Source organism: Rahnella ecdela (assembly GCF_019049625.1).
GTDB classification, from domain to species: domain Bacteria; phylum Pseudomonadota; class Gammaproteobacteria; order Enterobacterales; family Enterobacteriaceae; genus Rahnella; species Rahnella ecdela.
Window position 1 is genome coordinate 487,106 of record NZ_JAFMOY010000132.1, and the last position, 25,310, is coordinate 512,415.

General features: G+C 54.8%; 23 protein-coding genes. 11 read left to right on the forward strand and 12 right to left on the reverse strand.

Features of this window, described 5'->3' with window-relative positions; genetic code table 11:
* Positions 1-5: 5 nt before the first annotated feature.
* Genes pxpA through pxpB form a run of 3 tightly spaced genes read right to left on the reverse strand, consistent with a single transcriptional unit; the run spans position 6 to position 2,321 of the window.
* On the reverse strand, positions 6-743 hold the full coding sequence (gene pxpA, locus J1784_RS23155; RefSeq protein WP_217151130.1) for a 5-oxoprolinase subunit PxpA: 738 nt from the start codon (positions 741-743) through the stop codon (positions 6-8).
* The gene (gene pxpC, locus J1784_RS23160) at positions 733-1,662 is read right to left on the reverse strand and encodes a 5-oxoprolinase subunit PxpC (RefSeq protein WP_217151131.1); all 930 of its coding nucleotides are present in this window, start codon (positions 1,660-1,662) and stop codon (positions 733-735) included. Before pxpC ends, pxpA begins: the two co-directional genes overlap by 11 nt.
* Positions 1,656-2,321, reverse strand: a complete 666-nt coding sequence (gene pxpB, locus J1784_RS23165) for a 5-oxoprolinase subunit PxpB (RefSeq protein WP_217151132.1) — start codon at positions 2,319-2,321, stop codon at positions 1,656-1,658. The genes pxpC and pxpB overlap by 7 nt, the downstream gene beginning before the upstream one ends.
* A 276-nt stretch (positions 2,322-2,597) precedes the next feature.
* On the opposite strand from pxpB, the gene J1784_RS23170 reads away from it, so the two are divergent.
* Positions 2,598-3,989, forward strand: coding sequence for an MFS transporter (locus J1784_RS23170; RefSeq protein WP_238485684.1), 1,392 nt, complete (start codon positions 2,598-2,600; stop codon positions 3,987-3,989).
* Positions 3,990-4,106: 117 nt separating this feature from the next.
* Here the strand turns inward: J1784_RS23170 and J1784_RS23175 are convergent, their stop codons facing one another.
* The 5 genes from J1784_RS23175 to J1784_RS23195 form a co-directional block, all read right to left on the reverse strand.
* On the reverse strand, positions 4,107-4,850 hold the full coding sequence (locus J1784_RS23175; RefSeq protein WP_217151134.1) for a type 2 GTP cyclohydrolase I: 744 nt from the start codon (positions 4,848-4,850) through the stop codon (positions 4,107-4,109).
* A gap of 27 nt (positions 4,851-4,877) precedes the next feature.
* Positions 4,878-5,861 carry an MBL fold metallo-hydrolase gene (locus J1784_RS23180; RefSeq protein ID WP_217151135.1) on the reverse strand — a complete coding sequence of 328 codons (984 nt, stop codon included), beginning with the start codon at positions 5,859-5,861 and terminating at the stop codon, positions 4,878-4,880.
* A gap of 33 nt (positions 5,862-5,894) precedes the next feature.
* Entirely contained in the window at positions 5,895-7,325 is a 1,431-nt protein-coding gene (gene phrB / locus J1784_RS23185) for a deoxyribodipyrimidine photo-lyase (protein WP_217151136.1), read from the reverse strand.
* Positions 7,326-7,335: 10 nt separating this feature from the next.
* The gene (locus tag J1784_RS23190) at positions 7,336-8,289 is read right to left on the reverse strand and encodes a YbgA family protein (protein WP_217151137.1); all 954 of its coding nucleotides are present in this window, start codon (positions 8,287-8,289) and stop codon (positions 7,336-7,338) included.
* Positions 8,290-8,576: 287 nt separating this feature from the next.
* Positions 8,577-8,783, reverse strand: coding sequence for a YbfA family protein (locus tag J1784_RS23195; RefSeq protein ID WP_013576456.1), 207 nt, complete (start codon positions 8,781-8,783; stop codon positions 8,577-8,579).
* A gap of 305 nt (positions 8,784-9,088) precedes the next feature.
* On the opposite strand from J1784_RS23195, the gene J1784_RS26670 reads away from it, so the two are divergent.
* The 6 genes from J1784_RS26670 to kdpE are packed head-to-tail and all read left to right on the forward strand — an operon-like array spanning position 9,089 to position 16,979.
* The gene (locus tag J1784_RS26670; RefSeq protein ID WP_071823630.1) at positions 9,089-9,178 is read left to right on the forward strand and encodes a K(+)-transporting ATPase subunit F; all 90 of its coding nucleotides are present in this window, start codon (positions 9,089-9,091) and stop codon (positions 9,176-9,178) included.
* Positions 9,179-10,867 carry a potassium-transporting ATPase subunit KdpA gene (kdpA, locus tag J1784_RS23205; protein ID WP_217151138.1) on the forward strand — a complete coding sequence of 563 codons (1,689 nt, stop codon included), beginning with the start codon at positions 9,179-9,181 and terminating at the stop codon, positions 10,865-10,867.
* A gap of 43 nt (positions 10,868-10,910) precedes the next feature.
* The gene (gene kdpB / locus J1784_RS23210) at positions 10,911-12,977 is read left to right on the forward strand and encodes a potassium-transporting ATPase subunit KdpB (RefSeq protein WP_217151139.1); all 2,067 of its coding nucleotides are present in this window, start codon (positions 10,911-10,913) and stop codon (positions 12,975-12,977) included.
* Positions 12,978-13,010: 33 nt separating this feature from the next.
* Positions 13,011-13,589 carry a potassium-transporting ATPase subunit KdpC gene (gene kdpC / locus J1784_RS23215; RefSeq protein WP_217151167.1) on the forward strand — a complete coding sequence of 193 codons (579 nt, stop codon included), beginning with the start codon at positions 13,011-13,013 and terminating at the stop codon, positions 13,587-13,589.
* A gap of 7 nt (positions 13,590-13,596) precedes the next feature.
* Positions 13,597-16,293: a two-component system sensor histidine kinase KdpD gene (kdpD, locus tag J1784_RS23220; RefSeq protein WP_217151140.1), complete on the forward strand. Its 2,697-nt coding sequence runs from the start codon at positions 13,597-13,599 to the stop codon at positions 16,291-16,293.
* Entirely contained in the window at positions 16,290-16,979 is a 690-nt protein-coding gene (gene kdpE, locus J1784_RS23225; RefSeq protein WP_120160358.1) for a two-component system response regulator KdpE, read from the forward strand. The genes kdpD and kdpE overlap by 4 nt, the downstream gene beginning before the upstream one ends.
* On the opposite strand, the gene J1784_RS23230 is transcribed toward kdpE, so the two are convergent.
* From J1784_RS23230 to seqA, 3 genes are all read right to left on the reverse strand, one after another.
* A complete protein-coding gene (locus J1784_RS23230; protein ID WP_217151141.1) occupies positions 16,969-17,685 on the reverse strand; it encodes a PadR family transcriptional regulator in 717 nt (238 codons plus the stop codon). The genes kdpE and J1784_RS23230 overlap by 11 nt on opposite strands.
* Positions 17,686-17,857: 172 nt before the next feature.
* A complete protein-coding gene (pgm, locus tag J1784_RS23235) occupies positions 17,858-19,501 on the reverse strand; it encodes a phosphoglucomutase (alpha-D-glucose-1,6-bisphosphate-dependent) (RefSeq protein ID WP_217151142.1) in 1,644 nt (547 codons plus the stop codon).
* A 25-nt stretch (positions 19,502-19,526) separates the two neighbouring features.
* Entirely contained in the window at positions 19,527-20,084 is a 558-nt protein-coding gene (gene seqA, locus J1784_RS23240; protein WP_217151143.1) for a replication initiation negative regulator SeqA, read from the reverse strand.
* A gap of 238 nt (positions 20,085-20,322) precedes the next feature.
* Between seqA and ybfF the strand changes: the two genes are divergently transcribed.
* Positions 20,323-21,105, forward strand: coding sequence for an esterase (gene ybfF / locus J1784_RS23245; protein ID WP_217151168.1), 783 nt, complete (start codon positions 20,323-20,325; stop codon positions 21,103-21,105).
* A gap of 262 nt (positions 21,106-21,367) precedes the next feature.
* Entirely contained in the window at positions 21,368-21,649 is a 282-nt protein-coding gene (ybfE, locus tag J1784_RS23250) for a LexA regulated protein (protein WP_056772022.1), read from the forward strand.
* A 75-nt stretch (positions 21,650-21,724) separates the two neighbouring features.
* On the opposite strand, the gene J1784_RS23255 is transcribed toward ybfE, so the two are convergent.
* Positions 21,725-23,407 carry a methyl-accepting chemotaxis protein gene (locus J1784_RS23255; RefSeq protein ID WP_217151144.1) on the reverse strand — a complete coding sequence of 561 codons (1,683 nt, stop codon included), beginning with the start codon at positions 23,405-23,407 and terminating at the stop codon, positions 21,725-21,727.
* Positions 23,408-23,815: 408 nt separating this feature from the next.
* Here J1784_RS23255 and fldA point away from each other — a divergent pair, with 408 nt between their 5' ends.
* Together fldA and fur are read left to right on the forward strand one after the other, a co-directional pair.
* Positions 23,816-24,343, forward strand: a complete 528-nt coding sequence (gene fldA, locus J1784_RS23260; RefSeq protein ID WP_112287653.1) for a flavodoxin FldA — start codon at positions 23,816-23,818, stop codon at positions 24,341-24,343.
* Positions 24,344-24,657: 314 nt separating this feature from the next.
* Complete coding sequence (fur, locus tag J1784_RS23265; RefSeq protein WP_013576469.1) at positions 24,658-25,113, forward strand: ferric iron uptake transcriptional regulator; 456 nt, start codon at positions 24,658-24,660, stop codon at positions 25,111-25,113.
* Positions 25,114-25,310: the final 197 nt, after the last annotated feature.

A 25,310-nucleotide genomic window follows, 5' to 3' on the forward strand; every position in this document is an offset into this window, starting at 1 on the left:
TAAGATCAGCCCGCGCTGATTTGAATTTGTTGCTCACCAAACGCTTCCCGCAACCGGCGGGCGAAAGTCAGTGCATGCTCACCGTCGCCATGCAGGCAAACAGTATCGGCGCTGACCGGCACCCAGAGTCCTTCGCGGCTGAGAACTTTACCCTGCTGCACCATTGCCAGCGTCTGATCCAGCGCCATTTCGTCGCTTTCAATCATGGCATCCGGCTGACTGCGGGGCACCAGCGTGCCGTCACTTTGATACCGCCGGTCAGCAAAGACTTCCTGACGCGTTTGCAGTCCGAGCCGCTCACCCGCGTGGATCAATTCACTGCCCGCCAGCCCGACCAGGCGCAGCGCCGGGTCGATAGTATGCACAGCGCGCGCAATCGCATCCGCCAGAATAGCGTCGGTCGCGGCCTGGTTGTAAAGCATACCGTGCGGCTTCACGTGAACCATTTCCCCGCCTTCTGCGCGAGTGATAGCCACCAGCGCGCCGAGCTGATACACCACCTGTGCGTATACCGTTTCAGGCGGCAGCCGCATCGCGGTGCGGCCAAAGTTTTCGCGGTCAGGAAACGACGGATGCGCGCCTATTGCCACCCCGTATTTCAATGCCCAGCGCACGGATTGCCGCATGGTTTGCGCGTCACCAGCGTGAAATCCGCAGGCAATATTGGCGGAACTGACCAGCTGTAACAGCGCTTCATCGTTGGCGCAGCCTTCGCCTAAATCTGCATTGAGATCAACGACCATGCAGCCCCCGTTTGACCTGTTCAATAAACTGCGTCTGTTCGCGCAGCGCTTTCTGAGCCTCTGCCGGAGTGCATTGAACAAAATGAACCGGCTCACCCAGACGGATTTGTGCCAGATTATATAAATCCGCTTCGATGACGCAGGCGATACGCGGATAACCGCCGGTAGTCTGTGCATCAGCCATCAGCACAATCGGCTGCCCGCCATGCGGTACCTGCACCACGCCCGGCAACAGGCCATGCGATAACATTTCGCGGTCAGTTTCGCGCTTCAGAACATGTCCGTGCAGACGGTATCCCATACGGTTACTTTGCGGGCTGAGCTGCCACGAGACGCGCCAGAATTCTTCACGCGACTGCGCGCTGAACTCCTGATATTCCGGCCCCGGCAAGGCACGGATGCGGTTGCCGAACAGCAGCTGTTTAATGCCGCCGGAATGCTTTGGCTGCTGATACGAATCACCGGTAGGCAGTTGGTCGCCATCCTGCAACTGACGCCCCTGAAAACCGCCGAATTTGGCTTTCAGATCTGTACTGCGCGACCCCATGACTTCCGGCACATCGATGCCGCCGGAAATCGCCAGATAGCTGCGCATACCGCGTGTGGGCATTTTCATGGTGAGAATCTGCCCCGGTTTCACCGGATAATTCCAGCCGGTCCAGATATCTTTGCCGTCGAGCTGCGCGTGGCAACCCGCGCCGGTCAGCGCAATCCATCCTTCACGGTGGAACTCTGCGCTGAACTGACCGAGCGTGATTTCCAGACCAGCGGCATTCTCATCATTGCCGACCAGCAAATTGGCAATCCGCAATGCCGGTGCATCCAGCGCGCCGGACTGACTGACGCCTTGCTGGCGGTAACCGTTACGCCCTGAATCCTGAACGGTGGTAAACATCCCTGCGCGTAAAACCTTCAGCATACGCCCTCCTTTTGTGGCACGAAGCGCACGCTGTCACCCGGCAAAAGTAATGTCGGTACTTCACGCAGCGGGTCAAACATCGTCAGGGGCGTTTGCCCGATCAGCTGCCAGCCGCCCGGCGTGGCAAGCGGATAAATCCCCGTCTGGCTGCCACCGATACCGACCGAACCCGCAGGCACGGAAAGACGCGGTTCGCCGTGACGCGGCGTCACCAGTTTCTCCGACATGCCGCCCAGATACGGGAAGCCGGGCTGGAAACCCAGAAAATAAACGGTGTAATCCACGCCGCTGTGGCATTCCACCACCTGACGCGGTGTCATGCCCGTATGTTGCGCCACATGCTCTAAATCCGGCCCCTGTGCGCCGCCGTAAATCACCGGAATTTCAATCAGCCGTGATGCCGGCTCAATCGCTTCGCTTTCTTCCCACCAGTTTTGCAGGCGTTCAATGGCGTCCAGCGCCGAACTTTGCGCGTCGGTGAGTAACACCGTCAGATTATTCATACCGGGTATGACTTCGCGGACACCGGGATACATCGCCCGGTCCTGTAAACGCTGAGCCAGTCCCCAGATACGTTGCTGGCTCGCCAGCGAAACCGGGGGTTCCAGTTCCAGCACTACCGCGCGTTCACCCAGCAGGTAACATCGTGCTCGTTGCACTCAGGCACTCCTCAAAGAAGGGTTGTGGATCATCAGGTTATTCACAAATCAATAGTGTGTGATTTGTTATCAGTTATGCGTGAAATCGAGTAGTGATGTCAACACATCTGCCCGATTGCGCGGGACACTGAGGTTTCGTCCGCCGTCCGCAACTGGTACTCTCATAAAAGTTGCTGTTTTTTTTAGCGTTTGGATAACGCCTTCGTTACACAATAGGGATGGCCTGTGAGAAAACCATTAGCACTCTTCTTTCCGCTCTACACCACGACATTACTGATGCTGCTGGGCTCCGGCCTGCTGACGACTTATATTTCCCTGCGTCTTTCCGCTGTCCACGTCAGCGGCGCGATGATCGGGGCAATTATTGCTGCTAACTACATCGGGCTGGTGATCGGTGGCAAAGTCGGCCATATCCTGATCGCCCGCGTCGGGCATATTCGCGCTTATGTTTCCTGCTCCGGCATCATTACCGCCGCAGTGCTCGGTCACGGCCTGACCGACATTATTCCCGTCTGGGTGGTGCTGCGCCTGATCATTGGCTTGTGCATGATGGTGCAATATATGGTGCTGGAAAGCTGGCTCAACGATCAGGCTGAAGCTAATCAGCGCGGCGTGGTGTTCGGCTTTTATATGGTGGCGTCTTATCTCGGGATGGCGCTGGGTCAGGTGGTGCTGATGCTCAACAGCGATTTAGGCGTCAGTACGCTTATCGTTATCGCGCTGTGTTTCGCGCTGTGTCTGGTGCCGATTGCCCTGACGACCCGCACCAACGTCGGCCATATGTCACCGGCACCGATGGAGTTGAAATTCTTTATCGGCGCGATCCCCAAAGTGCTGGCCATCACGCTGCTGATCGGCATGGTGGTCGGTTCCTTCTACGGGCTGGCACCGATTTATACCAGTCAGCAATCGCTGAGCACACAACAAACCGGCCTGTTTATGGCGCTGGCGATTTTCGCCGGATTGCTGGCGCAGTTCCCGCTGAGCTGGCTGTCGGATCGCTATAACCGCAACATGCTGATGCGCATCAACGCCATCTTGCTGGCCGTCGCCGCCTTGCCGCTGGCGCTGCTGACGCATATCTCCTTCCCGCTGCTGCTCGGCATTGGTTTTATCGTCAGCCTGATGCAGTTCACCTTGTACCCGCTGGTCGTCGCTCTGGCCAATGACATGATCGCGCCGGAACGACGTGTTTCGCTGTCCGCCTGTCTGCTGATGGCATTTGGCGTCGGTGCCTGTATCGGGCCGCTGGCAGTTGGCGCGCTGATCGAGCCACTGGGTGGCAATATTCTGTATGCCTTTTTCGCCCTGTGTGGCGGCGGCATTATGGCGCTAAGCAGGACATCGAAGAAGGAAGAAGAGACGCAGATGGCGGTCGATGCACCGGTTCCGCACATCGCCATGCCAGACAGTCTGAGCAGTTCACCGCTTTCTCCTGCCCTGAATCCGGCGTTTGATGAACAGATGATTCAGGAAACCATGCCCGCGCCGGAAAACGTCGTCGAACCGCAGGTTGAGGAAAACGAGGCCGCAGAAGAACCGGAAGAGGAAAGCAAGTATCCACCGCAGGGCGCAGACCCCGAAGTGGATACCGGATTACAGCGGGCGTTTACCCTGCTGGAAGACAGCGTTTCTGAAGAGACAACTGATAAAACGATACATCAGTAAGGGGCGTAATCGTTGCAGGCAATTTGGATTCGGCCAGCGCGCAGGGACAGGAGCGTACCGTGAGTATGTGACTGTCACGAGCACTGACCGGATTCAAAATGGCAAATAAGATAGCCCCTAGGCAGGGTTATCGATGTCGATAAACATAACATCTAATCCATGTTCCGCAGCTAACCATTCGCCCAGCGCTTTCACGCCATAACGTTCGGTAGCGTGATGGCCGGCAGCGTAGAAATGGATGCCCATTTCACGCGCAATATGGATGGTCTGTTCTGACACTTCGCCACTGATAAAGGCATCAACGCCAAATTCTGCCGCCTGCTGGATAAAGCCCTGACCACCGCCGGAACACCAGGCGACACGGCGGATCTCAGCCGGTCCGCCCTGCGAACTGTGCAGCACGTTGCGGTCCAGAGTGACTTCGATACGCTGACGCAGTTCTTCACCGGTCAGCGGCTTGTCCAGTTCCCCGTAAGGCACCAGCGGCATCACTTCACCCTGCACATTAATCCCGAACAGTTTTGCCAGTTGCGCGTTGTTTCCCAGTTCAGGATGCGCGTCCAGCGGCAAGTGGTAACCGTATAAATTGGTATCACTGACCAGCAACGTTTTCAGACGATTACGCTTCATTCCGCGAACCACTGCCGGTTCATTTTTCCAAAAATAACCGTGATGAACCAGAATGGCGTCAGCTTCCACGGCAATGGCGGCATCCAGCAAATCCTGAGACGCCGTCACCCCGGTCACCACGCGCTGCACGTTACGGCGGCCTTCTACCTGTAAACCATTGGGTGCGTAATCGTGGAAGTTACTGACGTCCAGTTTCTGGTTGATCAGCATTTCCAGCTGGAGATTATTCATGGCGTTTCTCGTTTTTAAATGGATGGTCTATTTGACCTCTAATTTATCACCCTGCGCCATTCTGACAAACTTCACGCCCAGATTATTGCCTTTCTCCAGCTGCGCCATGATCTCTTTTTCAGGATCCACGCCTGCTTTCAGGCTCGGTTTTACGTGGCTGATAATCACCGTCAGATCTTTCAGCGAACCCGCGCCACCGGCGTATTGCTGCAAATATCCCAGCTCTTTGAGCAGCCAGTCCGGTGTCAGATGACCGAACAGTTTGCTGTCAGGCACGCCATCGGGATACGACGTTTCGATGATGATGCCTTTCAGACGTTTGGCTTTAACCTCATCGCCCAGCACGCGCCAGACGGTATCCAGGTTCTTCGATTTTTCCACTTCGTCAGGGCCGGTATCACCGAAGAACGCAAACGACTCTTTGTTACGGCTCACAAGGATCATGCTCGACGGCGTACCGCCGTGACTCAGGGGATAAATATTGCCGTCCAGGCCGGTCAGGCCGAGGGAGAAACGCTGCGCCGGACGTTGCTGGTTCAGGCGATAAGTGCCGATGCGCAAACCGCTGCCGGAGTCGGTGAAGTTTGGCCAGATACGGCCATTGAAATAATGCTGACGCAGCGTGCCGATGGTGTCCGCCGAGCCGTAAATCGGTTTTTTAGTGTCTTCCGGCGAGCTGATAATCAGCCCCGCCAGATGGTCGAGATGACCGTGGCTGATAAAGTATCCGCCGATAAGATTACGGAAAACCGCGCCCTGCGGCGTCAGCGGCGCGGCATTTTCAGCCGTCAACTGCGGGAAGCTGCCCTTATCCAGTGCCTTGCGGATGCCCGGTAAAACAGAACCGGCGTCCAGCCCGAGATAGAGTTTTTGGTCATCACTTCTGATGAGGTACGAGGTGAGATTACCTTCTTCTACGCCGCCGTTCACGCCCAGCGCCACCACATCAAATCCCGCGGTGGCCTGTCCCGCCCAGCACACCAGCATCAGCGCCAGCAGGTGTTTTTTCATCACATCGCTCCTTGTCGTGGTGAGAGAATAAGGTCAGTCAGACCGGTTTTTTGCCGCCTCAAACGCCGCAAGCGTATCTTTACGTGCCCGCGCGTGATCAATAACCGGCAGCGGATAGTCTAGCACGCGCTGATGTTTTTCCGCCCAGCGATGGGGTTGATGAATGTCTCTTTCTGGCACATCCGCAAGTTCAGGCACCCAGGCTTTGATAAAGCGTCCGGCTTTGTCAAAACGTTCTCCCTGCGTCGTCGGATTGAAAATGCGAAAATACGGTGCGGCGTCGGTACCGGTAGACGCGCCCCACTGCCAGCCGCCATTGTTGGCTGCCAGGTCACCGTCGAGCAGTTGCGACATGAAATACCGCTCGCCTTCCCGCCAGTTAATCAGCAAATCTTTCACCAGAAAACTGGCGACAATCATGCGCAGGCGGTTATGCATCCAGCCGGTCGCATTCAGCTGACGCATGGCCGCATCAACAATCGGATAACCGGTTTTCCCGTCTTTCCACGCCTGCAACTCTTCCGGCGCATGACGCCAGCGCACATTGTCGGTCCATTCCACGAACGGCTTATGTTTGCAAAGCTTCGGCCAGGCGACGATCAGATGGCGGTAAAACTCACGCCACACCAGCTCATTCAGCCAGCCGAATGCGCCGCCGTCGGTTTTCTCCAGCACCTGCGGGCATTCGGTGCGCAGACGGTTCAGACACTGGCGCGGCGATAGCACACCAATCGCCAGATACGGCGAAAGCGAACTGGTGCCATCGACCGCCGGTAAATCGCGCTGTTCGAGATAATCCTGCACCTGTTCACGGCAAAAACTGCGTAACTGGTTGCGGGCGGCTTCCTCACCAATCGCAAAATCTTTACCAATATCGGCCAGCGGATAATCAAACGGCATCAGCCGGTGCATCACCACTTTTCCGACATTCTCGCGGGCGGGTGGCGCAGGTAAGGAACGGCTGTCAGATTCGGTCAGGCGGGATAAAAACGCCCGGCGAAAAGGTGTATACACCTTGTACATCTCATTATTGCCGGTCGTTACCGAACCCGGCGGCAGCAGCAGGCTGTCGTCAAACGCATGGCAGATGACCGATTCTCTGATCACTTTCTCCAGTGCCGCATCACGCTTAAGCTCATTGATTTCATACTGTTTATTGTAAAACAGCGTATCCACTTTTTCGGCGTTGCAGAAATCTTTTAGCCAGTCCACGCTTTCGGCAAAATCATCACACTGGTGGTAATGCAGTTCTATCCCGCGTTCCGCCAGTGCATGTTGCAGTGCCTGAAGGTGCTGATAAATAAACATCGCCTGACGCGGCGCCATTTCATGCTGCTTCCACTGTTCCGGCGTGGCGATAAAAAGGGCAATGACACGTGCCTGCGGATCTTCACAAGCGGCGTGCAACGCGCGGTTATCGGTTATCCGCAGGTCATTACGGAACCAGACTAAATGCGTGGTCATAACACTCCTTTTAATGTCCGTATCGAAGTTTTAAGGCTTCCGGGTATGGCTCGAAATAGCGCTGGTCAGCCAGATAAGCGTCCGGATATTCCGACATGTAATGCTTGAGTAAAGTGATAGGTGCCAGCAGCGGTTGCATGCCCTGACGGTAACGGTCGATAAGCCCGGCCAGTTCCTGACGTTGCGGCGAACTCAGCTGTTTGCGGAAATATCCCTGCACATGCATCAGCACATTGGTGTGATTACGGCGCGTGGCTTTGTGACTCATCAGAGTCATCAGTCGCTGGCGGTATTCTTTAAAGTATTCATCGAGGGAATCCCACTCCGCCATCACGGCAACAAAACGCCCCAGTTCACGATATTCAGGCTGTGAATGAGCCAGCAAAATCAGTTTATAACGGCTGTGAAACGCCATCAGTTTGCCGCGCGTCAGACCGCTATCACGCAGCTGATTCAGTTCGAACAGCGTAAAAATACGCTCGACAAAATTCTCGCGTAAAACAGGGTCGTTCAGCCGCCCGTCTTCTTCCACCGGTAACCACGGATGCTGTTTCATCAGCTCGGCGGTATAAATACCGACACCGGATTTCTTAGCGTCCTTACCGTTGGCGCTGTAAACACGCACACGTTCCATCCCGCAGCTGGGGGATTTTGCGCAGACGATATAGCCGCAAAGATGATCAAGCGGCGCGACGCGTTTCTCGGCGTAAGCCTGCATTTTCTCGGTGAGATCGGTGGTTTCGTCGTTGCTGAATCGCATGATCACGCCATCGTCACTTTTAATCAGACGCAGCGCCGCGCGGGGTGACGGTAAGCCGATGGCCATTTCCGGGCAGACAGACTCAAAGCGCACATAAGGCGACAATTGCTCGACCGCAAATGCCAGGCGTTTATGACCGCCATCGAAACGGACGTTGTCACCCAACAGACATGCACTGATGCCAACTGGAATTGTTTTCGCCATGATCAGCTCCCGGAAGTAAGAAAAAAAAGGGGTGCCTGAACTTCATCACCTGCATGTATAACCTTAGCACAAGTTATACATAAAAATAATGTTGTACAGGTTTAACGGCGGACAATAAAAAACCCCGTCGGGGAAACGGGGTTTTATCCTGCCTCAGGTTAGTCACGAGTCATTGCAGTTGCAGCAAGGCGGCAAATGAGCAATTCCCGATGAGCTGACTGAGGTCAGTGATTCGGGTGAGCGAATGTAGCCAACGCAGCTGCGGCGTCAAGGACGACGGGAATAACTCAGTAGAAATCTTGTGTCGCCATCTCAGCATGACTCAGCCACACAGGCTTATCGCTGGTTTTCATCCAGACGCGGTGTAAATAGCTGTAAAAACGGGCGCGGTCGGCGCGGAATAGCATAACCGGCAGAGCCAGAACACCGGCTGCGATAACAAAAGCGCGGCGGGCCAGTATGCGGGTCATTGTGTACGGCGTGTAATCATTCATAGCACTCATAGCGTTGCTCCTGTCATATTTTTCGGAAACTGTAAGTTGCGAAAAATATACTGCAATTGGTGAAATTTTACTACTCATCTGACCACTCAGAAGTGTAAATATTCGCCAATTTTGCCCTATTGCTGTAATTGAGTTACAGAATGGTTAAATAAATACGCAATTAAAGTTTCTCTGGAGTTTCATTTTTTGCGCATTTTTATACTTTTTTTACACGCAGGCTTTGTTTCTTTTCAGGATCTTTTCCCGCCTTTCCTTATTCTCGCCACAACATAAAAACACACCTGTGGAGGTGGATTGTGAGTGTTGGCGTAATCTGCGGCGCATTACTGGTTCTTCTGCTGCTCGGCTATCTGGTTTATGCCCTGCTGAATGCGGAGGATTTTTAAATGGCCGCAACCGGATCCTTACTGATTGCCAGTTTTATGCTGGTGCTTTTGCTGCTGGCAAAACCACTGGGAAACTTTATTGCTCAACTGATTGAAGGACAGCCCGGCGCGTTTATACAGCGCATAGAAAACGGTGTTTTACGCACGTCTGGCAGCAGCCATGCCGAAATGAACTGGTGGCAGTACGCGCTGGCGATCATGGTGTTTAACGTTCTGGGCATCATTGTACTGATGGCGATGCTGATGGCGCAGGGCGTATTGCCGATGAACCCGCAGCATTTTGGCGGGCTGTCATGGGATCTGGCCTTTAACACGTCAGTAAGCTTCGTCACCAACACTAACTGGCAGGCATACAGCGGCGAAAGCACGCTGAGTTATCTCAGTCAGATGGTCGGGCTGACCGTCCAGAACTTCCTCTCTGCTGCAACCGGTATCGCCGTAGCATTCGCCCTGATCCGCGCCTTTGCGCGCCCTTCAGCGCAGACCATCGGAAATGCCTGGACGGATTTATGGCGCATCACGTTGTATCTGCTGCTGCCGGTGTCCTTCCTGCTGGCGCTGTTTTTCGTCAGTCAGGGCGTGCTGCAAAACTTCGAAGCGTATCAGCACATCACTACGCTGGAAGGTCTGCAACAGACATTACCGATGGGGCCGGTAGCTTCGCAGGAAGCGATCAAAATGCTTGGCACCAACGGTGGCGGCTTCTTTGGCGCTAACTCAGCACATCCGTTTGAGAATCCGACAGCGCTGACCAACATGGTGCAGATGCTGGCGATATTCATCATCCCTTGTGCACTGTGCTTCGCGTTTGGCCGCGTGGTCGGCGACAACCGTCAGGGTCACGCGCTGGTCTGGGCGATGTCGGTGATATTCGTGGTCTGCGTAGTGGTAGTGATGTACGCCGAACTGAAAGGCAATCCGCACTTCACGATGCTCGGTGCCAACAGCAACTTCAATATGGAAGGTAAGGAAAGCCGCTTCGGTATTCTGGCCTCCAGTCTGTATGCGGTGGTCACGACGGCGGCGTCGTGCGGTGCGGTCAACGCCATGCACGATTCCTTTACCGCACTCGGTGGCATGGTGCCGATGTGGCTGATGCAGATTGGTGAAGTGGTGTTCGGCGGCGTGGGCTCAGGGCTGTACGGCATGCTGCTGTTCGTGCTGCTGACGGTGTTTATCGCAGGGCTGATGATCGGCCGCACGCCGGAATATCTCGGTAAGAAAATCGACGTTTACGACATGAAAATGACCGCGCTGGCGATCCTGGTCACACCCACGCTGGTGCTGCTCGGCACCGCGCTGGCGCTGGTCACCGACGCCGGTCGTGCGGGGATTTTAAACCCAGGCGCACACGGTTTCAGTGAAGTGCTGTACGCGGTGTCTTCCGCCGCCAACAACAACGGCAGCGCGTTTGCCGGGCTGAGCGTCAACACGCCGTTCTACAACCTGCTGCTGGCAGCCTGCATGTTCTTTGGCCGCTTCGGGGTGATCATTCCGGTGCTGGCGATTGCCGGTTCACTGGTGGCGAAAAAGCGCCAGCAGGCAGGCAACGGCACCCTGCCGACGTCCGGTCCGCTGTTTATCGGCCTGCTGGTTGGCACCGTGCTGTTAGTGGGCGCGCTAACCTTTATTCCGGCGCTGGCGCTGGGGCCGGTCGCGGAACATTTGCAGGTCTGGTCAGCACAGTAATGCTGCATAACTCGTTGAACTGATGAATATAGAGACTAAAAAGATGAGTCGTAAACAACGTGCGTTATTTGAACCCCGTCTGATCCGCACTGCCCTGCTGGATTCAGTGAAAAAACTGGATCCCCGCGTTCAGTGGCGCAATCCGGTGATGTTCGTGGTGTATCTGGGCAGCATTCTGACCACAATTATCTGGCTGGCGATCCTGATGAATCGCACTGACGGCAGCGCGGCCTTTACCGGCAGTGTGTCGCTGTGGCTGTGGTTCACCGTGCTGTTTGCCAACTTCGCCGAAGCGCTGGCGGAAGGCCGCAGTAAGGCGCAGGCGCAGAGCCTGAAAGGCGTGCAGAAGACCAGCTGGGCGAAAAAGATTTATGAACCGCGCCCTGAATCACCGGTGATTAAAGTCGCCGCCGATACGCTGCGCAAAGGCGATTACGTGCTGATCGAAGCGGGTGATACCGTGCCCTGCGACGGTGAAGTGCTGGTCGGCGGCGCGTCAGTGGATGAAAGCGCCATTACCGGTGAATCCGCACCGGTTATCCGCGAATCCGGTGGCGACTTTTCCTCTGTTACCGGCGGAACGCGCGTCTTATCTGACTGGCTGGTGGTCGAGTGTTCGGCGAACCCCGGCGATACCTTCCTCGATCGCATGATTGCGATGGTCGAAGGCGCGAAACGCCGCAAAACGCCAAACGAAGTGGCGCTGACCATTTTGCTGGTGGCGCTGACGCTGGTGTTCGTGCTGGCGACAGCCACGTTATATCCGTTCTCTCTGTTCAGCGTGGGCGCCAGTCACGCCGGTATTCCGGTTACCGTCACCGTGCTGGTCGCGCTGCTGGTGTGTCTGATCCCGACCACCATCGGTGGCTTGTTGTCAGCCATCGGCGTGGCGGGGATGAGCCGCATGCTGGAAGCCAACGTTATCGCTACCAGTGGCCGTGCGGTGGAAGCCGCCGGTGACGTGGATGTGCTGCTGCTGGATAAAACCGGCACCATCACGCTCGGTAATCGTCAGGCATCTCAGTTTCTGCCCGCCCCTCAGGTGACGGAACAGGAGCTGGCCGATGCCGCACAGTTATCTTCTCTGGCGGATGAAACGCCGGAAGGCCGCAGTATCGTGGTGCTGGCGAAGCAACGCTTTAACCTGCGCGAACGCGACATCCATTCACTGAATGCGACCTTCGTCCCCTTCTCCGCACAGACCCGCATGAGCGGCGTTAACGTCGGCGAGCGCAGCATCCGCAAAGGTGCGGTGGATGCGATTCGTCGCCATGTGGAATCCAACGGCGGCACATTCCCGAAAGCCGTCGATGGCCTGGTGGAAAACGTCGCGCGTAAAGGCGGCACGCCGCTGGTGGTGGCGGAAGGCGCGAAAGTGCTGGGCGTGGTCGAGCTAAAAGACATCGTCAAAGGCGGCATTAAGGAACGTTTCGCCGAGCTGCGCAAAATGGGTATCAAAACGGTGATGATTACCGGGGATAACCGTCTGACCGCCGCCGCGATTGCTGCGGAAGCGGGTGTCGATGATTTTCTGGCGGAAGCCACGCCGGAAGCCAAACTGGCTCTGATCCGCCAGTATCAGTCCGAAGGCCGTTTAGTGGCGATGACCGGCGACGGCACCAACGACGCTCCTGCACTGGCGCAGGCCGATGTGGCGGTGGCGATGAACTCGGGGACGCAGGCGGCGAAAGAAGCCGGGAACATGGTCGATCTCGATTCCAACCCGACCAAACTGATTGAAGTGGTACACATCGGTAAACAGATGCTGATGACCCGTGGCTCGCTGACCACATTCAGTATCGCCAACGATGTGGCGAAGTATTTCGCCATTATTCCTGCGGCGTTCGCGGCAACGTATCCGCAGCTGAATGCGCTGAACGTGATGCATCTGACGTCGCCGTCGTCGGCCATTATGTCGGCGGTTATTTTCAACGCCCTGGTGATTGTGTTTCTGATCCCACTGGCGCTAAAAGGCGTGAGCTATAAAGCCATGAGTGCCGCCGCGCTGCTGCGCCGTAACCTGTGGATTTATGGCGTCGGCGGCCTGCTGGTGCCGTTTGCCGGTATCAAACTGATTGACGTGATCCTGACCGTTTTACATCTGAGCTGATTTTTGAGGAAGACCATTATGTCCGTTAAAAGAATGTCCTATGTCCGCCCGGCTCTGGTGATGACGGTTCTGCTGACACTGGCGACCGGCGTCGTTTATCCGCTGCTGACCACCGGCGTTTCTGAGCTGGTGTTCAGCACTCAGGCGATGGGGTCGCTGATTAAAGACAGCGGCAATAAAGTGATTGGCTCAGAACTGATCGGGCAGAATTTTACCCGCGATGATTATTTCTGGGGGCGTCCATCTGTCACCTCCGACTCGCCGTATAACCCGATGGCTTCCGGTGGCAGTAATCTGGCGGCCAGTAATCCGGCGCTGGATCAGGCGGTGAAAGACCGTGTGGCGGCACTGCGTAAGGCGAATCCGCAAAGTCCGGCTGCGGTGCCGGTGGATCTGGTGACCGCCAGCGGCAGCGGTTTAGATCCGCAGATTTCGGTGGAATCCGCACAATGGCAGGCACCGCGCATTGCTGCCGCGCGCGGTCTGCCACTGGCGCAAGTGAATAAATTGATTGATGATAATACATCATCACCGCTGATTGGTTTCCTCGGCCCTGACGTGGTTAACGTGCTCGGGCTGAATCAGGCGCTGGATGAACTGAAAGCTCAATAAGGAAAATATGACTGACGACCGCCCCGATCCTGACAGCCTGCTGGCGCTCGCCAACGAGAAGCCACGCGGGCAACTGAAAGTCTTTTTCGGCGCCTGTGCGGGCGTCGGGAAAACTTTTGCCATGTTGCAGGAAGCACAGCGTCTGCGCGCCACCGGCCTCGACGTGCTGGTTGGCGTGGTAGAAACCCACGGCAGGCAGGAAACGCAGGCGCTGCTGCCGGGGCTTTCTCTGTTACCGCCGAAACGCATCAGCCATCTTGGCCGTCAGGTGCAGGAATTTGACCTCGACGCCGCGCTGGCCCGCCGCCCTGCCCTGATCCTGATGGACGAACTGGCGCACAGCAATGCCGCCGGATCCCGCCATCCGAAGCGCTGGCAGGATGTCGAAGAATTACTTGATGCCGGGATCGACGTGTTTACTACCGTCAACGTTCAGCACCTCGAAAGCCTGAACGATGTGGTCAGCGGCGTTACCGGCATTATTATTCGCGAAACGGTTCCCGACCGTTTGTTTGATGACGCCAGCGAAGTGGTACTGGTAGATTTACCCCCCGATTCCCTGCGTCAGCGCCTGAAAGAAGGCAAAGTTTATATCCCTGGTCAGGCCGAACGCGCCATCGAACACTTCTTTCGCAAAGGTAATCTGATTGCCCTGCGCGAACTTTCACTGCGTCGCACCGCCGACCGCGTGGACGATCAGATGCGTGAGTATCGCGACGATCAGGGCGTCAACCGTGTCTGGCATACCCGCGACGCGCTGTTGCTGTGCATTGGTCATGGCGGCGGCAACGAAAAATTGGTGCGTGTCGCTTCCCGCATGGCCGCGCGTCTCGGCTGCGTCTGGCACGCCGTTTACGTGGAAACCCCGCGACTGCACCGCCTGCCGGAAGGCCAGCGCCGCGCGATTTTGCATTCCCTGAAACTGGCACAGGAACTGGGTGCGGAAACCGCCACGCTTTCCGATCCGCAGGAAGAACAGGCTATTCTGCGCTACGCCCGTGAACATCGTCTGGGTAAAATTCTGACCGGCCGCCGCCGCGAAAAACGCTGGAAATTCAGCGCCAGCTTTGCCGATAAGCTGGCGGATATCGCGCCGGATCTCGATTTAATCGTCGTCGGGCTGGAAGATTCGCCACCTAATCCGGCACGAAAAGAACAGGACCCGCGCACTTTCGCCGACCGTTTCAGCCGCCAGTTGCGGGGCTGTGCCCTGGCCGTGGCGCTGTGTGCGGTGATTACTGTGCTGTCACAATGGCTGGTGCCGACGTTTGACCAGGCTAACCTGGTGATGGTGTATCTGCTTGGCGTGGTCGTGGTGGCGCTGTTCTATGGTCGCTGGCCTTCGGTGCTGGCGGCGGTTATCAACGTCGTCAGTTTTGATCTGTTTTTCGTGCAGCCGCGCGGCTCGCTGGCGGTCACTGACGCACAATATCTGGTGACGTTTGGCGTGATGCTGCTGGTCGGTATTCTGATCGGGAATCTGACCGCCGGTGTGCGTTATCAGGCGCGTATTGCGCGCCACCGTGAAAAGCGTGCGCAGCATCTGTATGAAATGTCCAAAGGACTGAGTCAGTCGCTGACGCCGGAAGCCATCGCGCAAACCAGCCGCCACTTTATTTCTTCCAGCCTGAACGCCAAAACCGCCATTTTGCTGCCGCAGGAGAACGGTGAGCTGGCACAGCCTGCGGGTGAAATCACGTCGATTGTGGTGGATGACGCCATCGCCCGCTGGAGTTTTGATAAAAAACTGCCTGCCGGGGCGGGCACTGATACCCTGCCCGGCGTGCCGTATCAGCTTCTGCCGCTGATTGCTTCCGGTGAATCGCGCGGTCTGCTGGCAGTCGAACCGTCCAATATCCGCCAGCTGTTAGTGCCGGAACAGCAACGCCTGTTACAGACCTTTACCGTGCTGATTGCCAATGCGCTCGAACGTCTGCATCTGGCGGCCAGGGCTGAAACGGCGCGGCTGGAAACCGAACGCGAGCAACTGAGAAACTCGCTGCTTTCCGCGCTTTCCAACGATTTACGCACGCCGCTGACGGTGCTGTTCGGGCAGGCAGAAATTCTGACACTGGATCTGGCATCGGAAGGGTCGAAGCACGCGCCGCAGGCCAGCCAGATCCGCCAGCAGGTGCTGAGCACTACGAGGCTGGTGAATAATTTGCTGGATATGGCGCGCATTCAGTCCGGCGGATTTAATTTGCGCAAAGAGTGGCAGTCGGTGGAAGAAATCACCGGCAGCGCGCTGCGGATGCTTGAACCGGTGCTGGCGCACGACCACATCGAAATCGATTTACCGAAGGAAATGGTGCTGGTCAGCTGCGACGCCAGCCTGATTGAACGGGTGCTGATCAATCTGCTGGAAAACGCCCATAAATATGCCGGAGTTGGCGCGACGATTGGAATCAAAGCCACGCCGCTGGATGAGTGGCTGGAAATCGAAGTCTGGGATAATGGCCCGGGAATTCCGGCCGGTGCCGAGCACGCTATTTTCGAAAAATTTGCCCGTGGAAATAAAGAGTCAGCCATTCCCGGCGTGGGGTTGGGATTAGCGATTTGTCGTGCCATTATTGAGGTGCACGACGGACGAATCTGGGCTGAGAATGGCCCTGACGGCGGCGCGCGTTTTCGTTTCAGGTTGCCGCTGGAAGCCCTGCCTGAGATGGAAGCGGATATGGACACTGACATCGACGAGGCAACGTGAGCGCATCCCCGGTAAATATTTTAATTGTTGAAGATGAAAAAGAGATCCGCCGCTTTGTGCGCACGGCACTCGAGGCGGAAGGCTTGCGGGTATTTGAAAGTGAGACGCTGCAACGCGGGCTGATAGAAGCTGGTACACGTAAGCCGGATCTGATTATTCTCGATCTCGGTTTACCGGATGGTGACGGCCTGACGTATATCCGCGATTTGCGCCACTGGAGCGCCATCCCGGTGATTGTGCTGTCGGCACGCACCAGCGAAGAAGACAAAATTGCGGCGCTGGATGCCGGTGCCGATGACTTTCTGACCAAGCCGTTTGGCGTCGGTGAACTGCTGGCGCGGGTTCGCGTTGCGTTGCGCCGTCATGCGGGCAATTCACAGGAAAGCCCGCTGGTGACGTTTGCTGATGTGACGGTGGATTTGATTAACCGCCGCGTACAGCGTAACGGAGAAGATTGTCATCTGACGCCGATTGAGTTTCGCCTGCTGGCCGAATTGCTGGCAAACAGCGGCAAAGTCATTACCCAGCGTCAGTTGCTGAGCCACGTGTGGGGCCCGAATTACGTCGAACACAGCCATTATCTGCGCATCTACATGGGGCATTTGCGCCAGAAACTGGAGGCCGACGCCACCCGGCCACGTCATTTACTGACCGAAACCGGCGTGGGCTATCGTTTTATGCCTTAGGTTCGTCGGTTTCCGGTTTGGCGTCGCCAAATTCGGCTTCCAGACTTTCTGCCGCCTGCTGCAATATCGCACTCACACGCACCACCTGCTCCGGTGTTAAATCCGAACGCATCATGTTGCCGCGCAACGCGTGACGCAGGCGGTGCATTGATTCATGAATACCTTCTGCCAGATTATTTTCACGCGGACGCTGAGCGCCAGCCAGACGGGCAAAAATCACATCCACCGCAGCCTGATGTTGCGCAAGTTCCACTTTCCCGGCTTCGGTTATCTGATAGCTTTTACGGCCATTACCGGTCGCAACAGGCTCGAGAAAATCCTGCTCTTCCAGCAGCGTCAGCGTCGGATAAATGACGCCTGGGCTTGGCACGTAGAGACCGGACGACGCTTCTTCAATCGCCTTGATCAGCTCATAACCGTGGCTCGGTTTTTTCGCCACCAGCGCCAGCAGTACGCGGCGTAAATCACCGTGTTCAAACAGACGATGTACACCACGCTCGCCACGCCCCCCGCGACGACCTTCGCCCCGTCCGCGACGTTCACGCCCTTCTTCACCGCGTTCTTCTCCACGATGACGACCATCTCGGCGCAACATGTGGCGCTCGCTGTGATCGCTGCGTTCTGACTCATTGCGGCAATGGCCGCGATGCCCTTCTTCCCGGCAACCGTGACCGCGATGGCGGCCTTCAAACATTTTGCTAAACATAATTTACGTCCTATTTAGATATATCGAATCATTTCGATATATCTAAATTAGATCGAATTTTAGACAGTGGCAAGTCTTATTGCGCGTTTAGATATATCTTTTTTACATCTGGATTTTGCGCAAAAAAAAAGCACTGAATAATCAGCGCTTTTAATCAGATGAAGAAAGTGGCTTATTTGGCGTCGGCAAGAACCTTGCTGACGATTTCTACCGCTTCTTTCTCGATTTGTTCGCGGTGTTCAGCACCCAGGAAGCTTTCACAATAGATTTTGTACGCTTCTTCAGTACCGGACGGACGTGCCGCGAACCAGCCGTTTTTGGTCATCACTTTCAGGCCGCCGATTGACGCGCCATTACCCGGTGCGTTGGTCAGACGGGCAGTGATCGGGTCACCTGCCAGCGTGTCGGCTTTCACCTGTTCTGGAGAAAGTTTGGACAACGCGGCTTTCTGCGCGTGAGTCGCAGGTGCCTGAATACGGTTGTAGCTTGGTGCGCCGAAGCGGGCAGCCAGCTCGTTGTAATGTTCCTGCGGGTTCTTGCCAGTGACGGCGGTGATTTCCGCAGCCAGCAGGCACATGATGATACCGTCTTTGTCGGTAGACCACGGTGTGCCGTTGAAACGCAGGAAAGAAGCCCCTGCACTTTCTTCGCCACCAAACCCGAAGCTGCCGTCAAACAGACCATCCACGAACCATTTAAAGCCTACCGGCACTTCTACCAGTTTACGGCCTAAATCTTCCACTACGCGGTCGATCATGGCGCTGGACACCAGCGTTTTACCGACGGCAACATCTTTGCCCCACTGCGGACGATGCTGGAACAGGTACTGAATCGCCACCGCCAGATAATGGTTCGGGTTCATCAGACCGGCTGGCGTCACGATGCCGTGGCGGTCGTAGTCAGGGTCATTGGCGAAGGCCAGATCGAATTTATCACGCAGCGCCAGCAGACCGGCCATCGCGGATTCAGACGAGCAGTCCATGCGGATCACACCGTCGTGGTCAAGATGCATGAAACGGAAAGTCTGATCGACTTCATCGTTCACCAGCGTCAGATCCAGTTTGTAATGCTCTGCGATACGTTTCCAGTATTCGATACCGGAACCACCGAGAGGATCCACACCCAGTTTTAGGCCCGCTTTCTGAATCGCAGCCATATCAACGATGTCGGTCAGGCCTTCGATAAACGGCTGAACCAGATCCTGCGCGACCAGATGACCGCTTTTCCACGCCTGATCCAGAGACTGACGCTTCACGCCCGCAAGCTTTGCCGCCAGCAGCGCGTTAGCGCGTTTCTCAATCACAGAGGTCAGATTAGTATCTGCCGGACCACCGTTGGTCGGGTTGTATTTGATGCCGCCATCTTCCGGTGGGTTGTGCGAAGGTGTGATGACGATGCCATCAGCCAGCGCGCCGCCGTTGCGGTTGTGAGTCAGGATTGCGTGAGACACCGCAGGCGTCGGCGTGAAGCCGTTGTCATCCTGAACGATGACATCAACGCCATTCGCCGTCAGCACTTCTAGCACAGAGATAAACGCCGGTTCGGACAACGCATGCGTGTCTTTACCCACGTAGCACGGGCCGGTGGTGCCCTGCTCTTTACGCACTTCAGCAATTGCCTGAGCAATGGCCAGGATGTGCGCTTCATTAAAGCTGTGACGCAACGAACTACCGCGATGGCCGGACGTACCGAATTTCACAGCATGCGCTGTGTTAGCCGGATCCGGTTGCAGAACGTAATACTGTGACGTTAACTGCGCCACATTAATCAAATCGCTTTGCTGAGCAGGTTGCCCTGCACGGGGGTGATTAGCCACTGGCGCTTCTCCCTTACGCTGAAATTTAGAGGGTGCCGCACACTTTGTCAGTCAGTTCCGCCGGGAACTGCATGAGTTGCATGATGTGTTCGATCATGCTGCGTTTGCGACCTGTGTTGGTATTCGTAATAACCCAATACGGCGTTCCGGGAACGTGTTTAGGCTTGGTATGAATGCCGTTTTGCAGCAGGGTTTGCTGGTCACCGGCAAAATAGGTACGCGTGCGGCCCGTTAATGACTCGGTCGCAACGGCAAATTCTTTCGGGTTCAGGCCATACAAGGTCGACAGGATTAACATAAAGCGGTTCACCGCTTTGGTCTGCTCTGCGTATTCGTCAGACAGTAACAGTTCACGGACGGCGCGGACTTTATCACGCGAAGTCGGTGCTGTAGCGGCGGCGGCAGGTTTTTCCTGTGCAACGGTGCCGGCAATAACGGAAGCATTCACTGGCGCGGCAGGAGCGGTCTGTCCGGCAGTAAACTTCAACATACGGCGTAAAATATCAGACGCACTTTCACCGATAGCCTGCGTGTGGCTGGCAATGTAGCGGTAGAGTTCTTCGTCAACCTCAATAGTTTTCATCTTTATCCAGTACTGTTTTTCTACTTAATTCAAAAGGATTATACAAATTTCTACACAGTAACAAACAGGGGAATTGTGCCGCGAAGCAAAAACCAGACTAGTTCCCGTTTTTGCTGCATGCAGGCTCCGGCCTGTTCTTTCTCTGGTAGTCAAATCCCGCTCAGGCATCTGGCAGAAACTTTCTGTTTTAAAAAAATCATCCGCAACTCATGATAACCTAATGGAATCGTTTATCAGTATGAACTTCGCCATGAAATTACATTATCGCCTGCAAGAACCTGAAGTCGCTGGCAGCCATGCCCTGCCGGTTTTGTTAATCCACGGCCTGTTCGGAACCCTTGATAATCTGGGCGTTCTGGGCCGCGATCTGAAACAACAGCATAGAGTGTTGCAGGTCGATTTGCGTAATCACGGCCAGTCCGGGCGTTCTGACGACATGTCTTACGCCGCCATGGCGCAGGATTTAGCAGAAACGCTGGATGAAGTCGGTTTCCAAAAAATCATTGTTATCGGCCACTCTATGGGCGGCAAAGCGGCAATGGCACTGACGGCGCTTATCCCAGGCCGCATCGAAAAGCTGATCGCCATTGATGTCGCGCCGGTCGATTACCAGGTTCGACGCCACGATGAGATTTTTGCGGCAATTAACGCCGTCACCGCCGCCGGTGTACGCGACCGGACTTCCGCCGCCACCTGTATGCGTGAGTATATAAAGGAAGAAGGTGTGATTCAGTTCCTGCTGAAATCTTTCCAGCAGGGAGAATGGCGCTTTAACGTACCGGTGCTGCTCAGTGAATACGAAACCATCACCGGCTGGGAAGATGTGCCAGCGTGGGATCACCCGGCGTTGTTTATCCGCGGCGGATTGTCCCCGTATGTGCAGGACGCCTACCGCGAAGATATCGCCCGCCAGTTCCCGCAGGCAAAAGCTTATGTCGTCGCCGGAACCGGACATTGGGTTCACGCGGAGAAACCCGAGGCCGTGCTGCGCGCTGTTCACCGTTTCATCGATGTGGACTAAGGTTTAACATCCTGGGGATAAATTGTGCAAAAAGTCTGCACAACTTCGAAAGTTATCATGAAATCAGGGCAATCAGGCGTTGTGAACCCCAGGCGCGCCAGTGTATGATTGCGCGCTATAATTTTGCCGCCCCGTTTCACTCAGGCTGAGTTGCGGGGGGTAAATTGGGTCAGGGTTTCTTAGCCCGAAATGTGTGAAACGCTCGTCAGGAATCGGCTTGCCGTTTTCCGATGTAAAAACTTCCCTGGTTGTACCGCTACCTATGGCAAAAGAACAACTGGATCGCACGACGATTGATCTGTTCGCAGATGACCGCCGTCCTGGGCGTCCAAAAACAAATCCGCTATCCCGTGATGAACAGCTCAGGATCAACAAGCGCAATCAGTTACGCCGCGATAAAGCGAGCGGCCTGCGTCGCGTTGAGCTGAAAATGAATGCCGATGCTGTTGATACGCTCAACAAGCTGGCTGAAGAACGTAATATCAGTCGTAGCGAACTGATTGAAGAGATGCTGCTGGCGCATCTTAACGGTCATGAAGGCTGAGTGAAAACGGGTAACCTTTCCAGGCTACCCGTTTGTTTTTCCTTTCTTTATCTACCCCAACCTACCCTTTATCACTCAGAATGTTTCCCAATTTTCCGAGCTTTTGGCACCTTTCACTGAAAGCATCCCGGCCATACCGGTATCCGGACGCAGCAACGGAGTGGAAATTGCTTTCGCTGGTCGTCCCTTCACGTTGGTCACGCTGTCTTTGAGTTTGAATGTAGCCACGGCGTTGTTGAGCAATGAAGCCTGTTCTTCCAGAGAAACTGCCGCCTGCGAGGCCTGTTCCACCAGCGAGGCGTTCTGCTGTGTCACGCTGTCCATCTGAGTGATCGCGACCGCGACCTGACCGATACCTTTGCTTTGCTCATCGGATGCCGAAGCGATTTCCGCCATGATATCGGTGACATGCGTAATCGAGCGCACCACTTCATTCATCGTCAGACCAGCGTTTTCCACCAGTCTGGAACCGCTGTCTACGCGGGAAACCGATTCACTGATAAGCGATTCAATTTCTTTCGCCGCCTGGGCGCTGCGCTGTGCCAGATTGCGCACTTCGCTTGCGACCACCGCAAATCCACGGCCCTGTTCACCGGCACGCGCGGCTTCAACCGCAGCGTTCAGCGCCAGAATGTTGGTCTGGAAAGCAATGCTGTTGATGACCGACGTAATTTCCGCAATCTTTTTCGAGCTGCCGGAAATGTCTTTCATGGTACTGACCACATCCGCCACAATATTGCCGCCTTTCTGCGCCGTGCCGGAGGCTTCAATCACCAGCTGGCTGGCGTGATGTGCGTTGTCGGCGTTGTGTTTCACCGTCGCCGTCAGTTCTTCCATGCTGGCTGCGGTTTCTTCCAGCGCAGAAGCCTGTTCTTCCGTACGCGAAGACAAATCGTTATTGCCCGCTGAAATTTCCGACGCGCCCTGATAGATGTGGTTCGTACAGTTACGGATTGTCTGCACCGTATTCACCAGACTCGCCTGCATCACGTTTAACAGCGGGATCAGTTTACCGGCACAGTTTTTACCGAACTCTTCCATATAATGCGTCAGGTCACCGCTGGCGATCACCGCGAACTGATCGCGGATTTTATCCAGAGGTTTTACCAGCGCCATCACCAGATAACGATCGGTGAGCAGCAACAGGATCAGCCCGATACCGAATGCGCTCAGCTGGATCACTTTGCTCATGTAGGTCAGATGATTGGACTGGGTTTGTGCAGCCTGAAAATCAACCGCAATCTGGCCGCTGACCTTTTCCATTGATGAGCCAAAATTACGGCTCAGCGCCGGAACCGTGGTGTTGGCTAACTGGTTATAGCTGTCGATATTCTTGCTGCTGGCGGCATTGAATAGCGGCGTAACGCCCTGAGTCAGCAAGTTTTCCCAACTGGTCAGTAATTCCTGAATGGCGGAATCGTCCACACCCGGATGTGGCGATGATTTAAAACCGGCCAGCGCCTGGGTCAGGCCATCAAGGGATTGTTTTGCACTGTCAAAAATTTCAGGTCCTTTCGACGGATCGGCCTGAAGCTGTGCAACCGCACGGCTCAGGCGCGTTACGGTACGGAAATACTGATCGTTACCTTTGCTGATCAGCGTCATGTTGTTGACCAGTTCGGTACTGTTGCTGGTGTTTTGGGTCAGTGTGCCAAGCGATGTGACGGTATAAAGCGAAACACCGGCCCACATCACGCAAAAGATGCCAAGAATGGTTAATAAAGCGGCCCTGATGGTAATATTTTTTAAAAACTGCACGATATGCCTCTCTCGAAACAGGACTGTTTCTGGTCTGAGGATTGACGGGGATGCGGAGAATCAAGACAGGTAACCCGCAGGCTTGCGGCCCCGGACATGTTTGAACACCTCTCCGGGCATCGATTTCTTTATTATGATGAGATTACTCTCGGTTCATCTATCGGCGGGACGTGCATAAACTTAAGGAAGGAGCCGGTATATTTCTTCACTTTGCTTTTAACCTCAGTAACTTTGAGGTTAATTAGCACACGATGGCGATAACACTTTAAAATATTGCCCGATAAACTTATTCCCCAGTTAAGAAGGCGAGCAGAAGCATATTCTCCGCCTCGCGAGTTTGGTATCATCTTCGCTATTATTGCCTGCAATGCAGGGCACTTCATTTAGAACAAGAGGTTAGGTAATCTTATGGCCGTTGTAGGTATCTTCTTTGGATCCGATACAGGTAACACCGAAAACATCGCTAAAATGATCCAGAAACAATTGGGTAAAGATGTTGCAGAGGTGCATGACATTGCGAAGAGCAGCAAAGAGGATCTGGAAAAATTCGATATTTTGCTGATCGGAATTCCAACCTGGTATTACGGTGAAGCACAGTGTGACTGGGACGACTTTTTCCCGTCGCTCGAAGAGATAGATTTCGAAGGTAAGCTGGTAGCTCTGTTTGGCTGCGGTGATCAGGAAGACTATGCCGAGTATTTCTGCGATGCGCTGGGTACCGTGCGCGATATCATTGAACCGCGCGGCGCAGTGATTGTCGGTCACTGGCCAACTGAAGGTTATCATTTCGAAGCGTCTAAAGGCCTGGCGGATGATAAGCACTTCATCGGACTGGCAATTGACGAAGACCGTCAGCCGGAACTGACCGCTGAACGTGTTGATGCGTGGGTAAAACAGATCACAGAAGAACTGAGCCTTTCAGAAATTATTGGCTAAAAACCCTGTTGGCCCTGAGGATTTATTCTACAATTGAAGGGCCAAACTATTACTGAAATTAACAATTTAACCGCTACAAAATTGTAACTTTCGGTCGTATCAAGGTACACTGAGTTCATCTGTTTTTTCTATCGATCAAGTCGTTGCATTATTAATGTGACAGGTAATTTGTGATCTTTATTAACAGGCTGTCGTTTACGGGAATGGGCACACTTCCTTTAAACGAAGAACAGTAAACGAACAATTTTGTGCCGCCGATGCCACAGGCTGCATGCCTCAACTTGATTAGCACATAGTAACAGGACTGAATCCGCATGACTGACAACAACACCGCACTGAAGAAAGCCGGCTTAAAAGTCACGCTTCCGCGCCTCAAAATCCTGGAAGTGCTGCAAGCGCCGGAAGGTCATCACGTTAGTGCGGAAGATCTTTACAAGCAACTGATTGATATGGGCGAAGAAATTGGTCTGGCCACGGTTTACCGTGTTCTGAACCAGTTTGACGATGCCGGTATCGTCACCCGTCATAATTTCGAAGGCGGCAAGTCCGTATTTGAACTGACACAACAACATCACCACGATCATTTGATCTGCCTGGATTGCGGTCGTGTGATTGAATTCCGTGACGAATACATCGAAGGTCGTCAGCGTGAAATTGCTAAAAAACACGGCATCAAACTGACTAACCACAGCCTGTACCTGTACGGCCACTGTGAAGCAGGCGACTGCCGCGAAGATGACTCTTTGCACAATGACAAACCTGCGCAGTAATCTGCCGGGCTCGTTGATATCGATCTAAAATTAACCGCTGAAAAGCGGTTTTTTTATGTCCGTTTATCAGTGTGAGTTCAACGGGTCGACGCAACGCTATCCTTAAACAAGGGGGACGTTGCCATGAAACGAAGAACGCGCATTTACTACACGCCAGAACAGAAAGCGATTATCTGGGACAGGTATAAGCAAGGTGA

Excerpts from the sequence above, each read along its gene's own strand:
- J1784_RS23180 (WP_217151135.1), bottom strand. The coding sequence starts at position 5,861 with ATGAAAAAACACCTGCTGGCGCTGATGCTGGTGTGCTGGGCGGGACAG.
- seqA (WP_217151143.1), bottom strand. The coding sequence starts at position 20,084 with ATGAAAACTATTGAGGTTGACGAAGAACTCTACCGCTACATTGCCAGC.
- pxpC (WP_217151131.1), bottom strand. The coding sequence starts at position 1,662 with ATGCTGAAGGTTTTACGCGCAGGGATGTTTACCACCGTTCAGGATTCA.
- fldA (WP_112287653.1), top strand. The coding sequence starts at position 23,816 with ATGGCCGTTGTAGGTATCTTCTTTGGATCCGATACAGGTAACACCGAA.
- J1784_RS23195 (WP_013576456.1), bottom strand. The coding sequence starts at position 8,783 with ATGAATGATTACACGCCGTACACAATGACCCGCATACTGGCCCGCCGC.
- fur (WP_013576469.1), top strand. The coding sequence starts at position 24,658 with ATGACTGACAACAACACCGCACTGAAGAAAGCCGGCTTAAAAGTCACG.
- J1784_RS23170 (WP_238485684.1), top strand. The coding sequence starts at position 2,598 with ATGCTGCTGGGCTCCGGCCTGCTGACGACTTATATTTCCCTGCGTCTT.
- phrB (WP_217151136.1), bottom strand. The coding sequence starts at position 7,325 with ATGACCACGCATTTAGTCTGGTTCCGTAATGACCTGCGGATAACCGAT.
- pxpA (WP_217151130.1), bottom strand. The coding sequence starts at position 743 with ATGGTCGTTGATCTCAATGCAGATTTAGGCGAAGGCTGCGCCAACGAT.
- kdpC (WP_217151167.1), top strand. The coding sequence starts at position 13,011 with ATGTCCTATGTCCGCCCGGCTCTGGTGATGACGGTTCTGCTGACACTG.
- kdpB (WP_217151139.1), top strand. The coding sequence starts at position 10,911 with ATGAGTCGTAAACAACGTGCGTTATTTGAACCCCGTCTGATCCGCACT.
- J1784_RS23230 (WP_217151141.1), bottom strand. The coding sequence starts at position 17,685 with ATGTTTAGCAAAATGTTTGAAGGCCGCCATCGCGGTCACGGTTGCCGG.
- kdpD (WP_217151140.1), top strand. The coding sequence starts at position 13,597 with ATGACTGACGACCGCCCCGATCCTGACAGCCTGCTGGCGCTCGCCAAC.
- ybfE (WP_056772022.1), top strand. The coding sequence starts at position 21,368 with ATGGCAAAAGAACAACTGGATCGCACGACGATTGATCTGTTCGCAGAT.
- J1784_RS23190 (WP_217151137.1), bottom strand. The coding sequence starts at position 8,289 with ATGGCGAAAACAATTCCAGTTGGCATCAGTGCATGTCTGTTGGGTGAC.
- kdpA (WP_217151138.1), top strand. The coding sequence starts at position 9,179 with ATGGCCGCAACCGGATCCTTACTGATTGCCAGTTTTATGCTGGTGCTT.
- J1784_RS23175 (WP_217151134.1), bottom strand. The coding sequence starts at position 4,850 with ATGAATAATCTCCAGCTGGAAATGCTGATCAACCAGAAACTGGACGTC.
- ybfF (WP_217151168.1), top strand. The coding sequence starts at position 20,323 with ATGAACTTCGCCATGAAATTACATTATCGCCTGCAAGAACCTGAAGTC.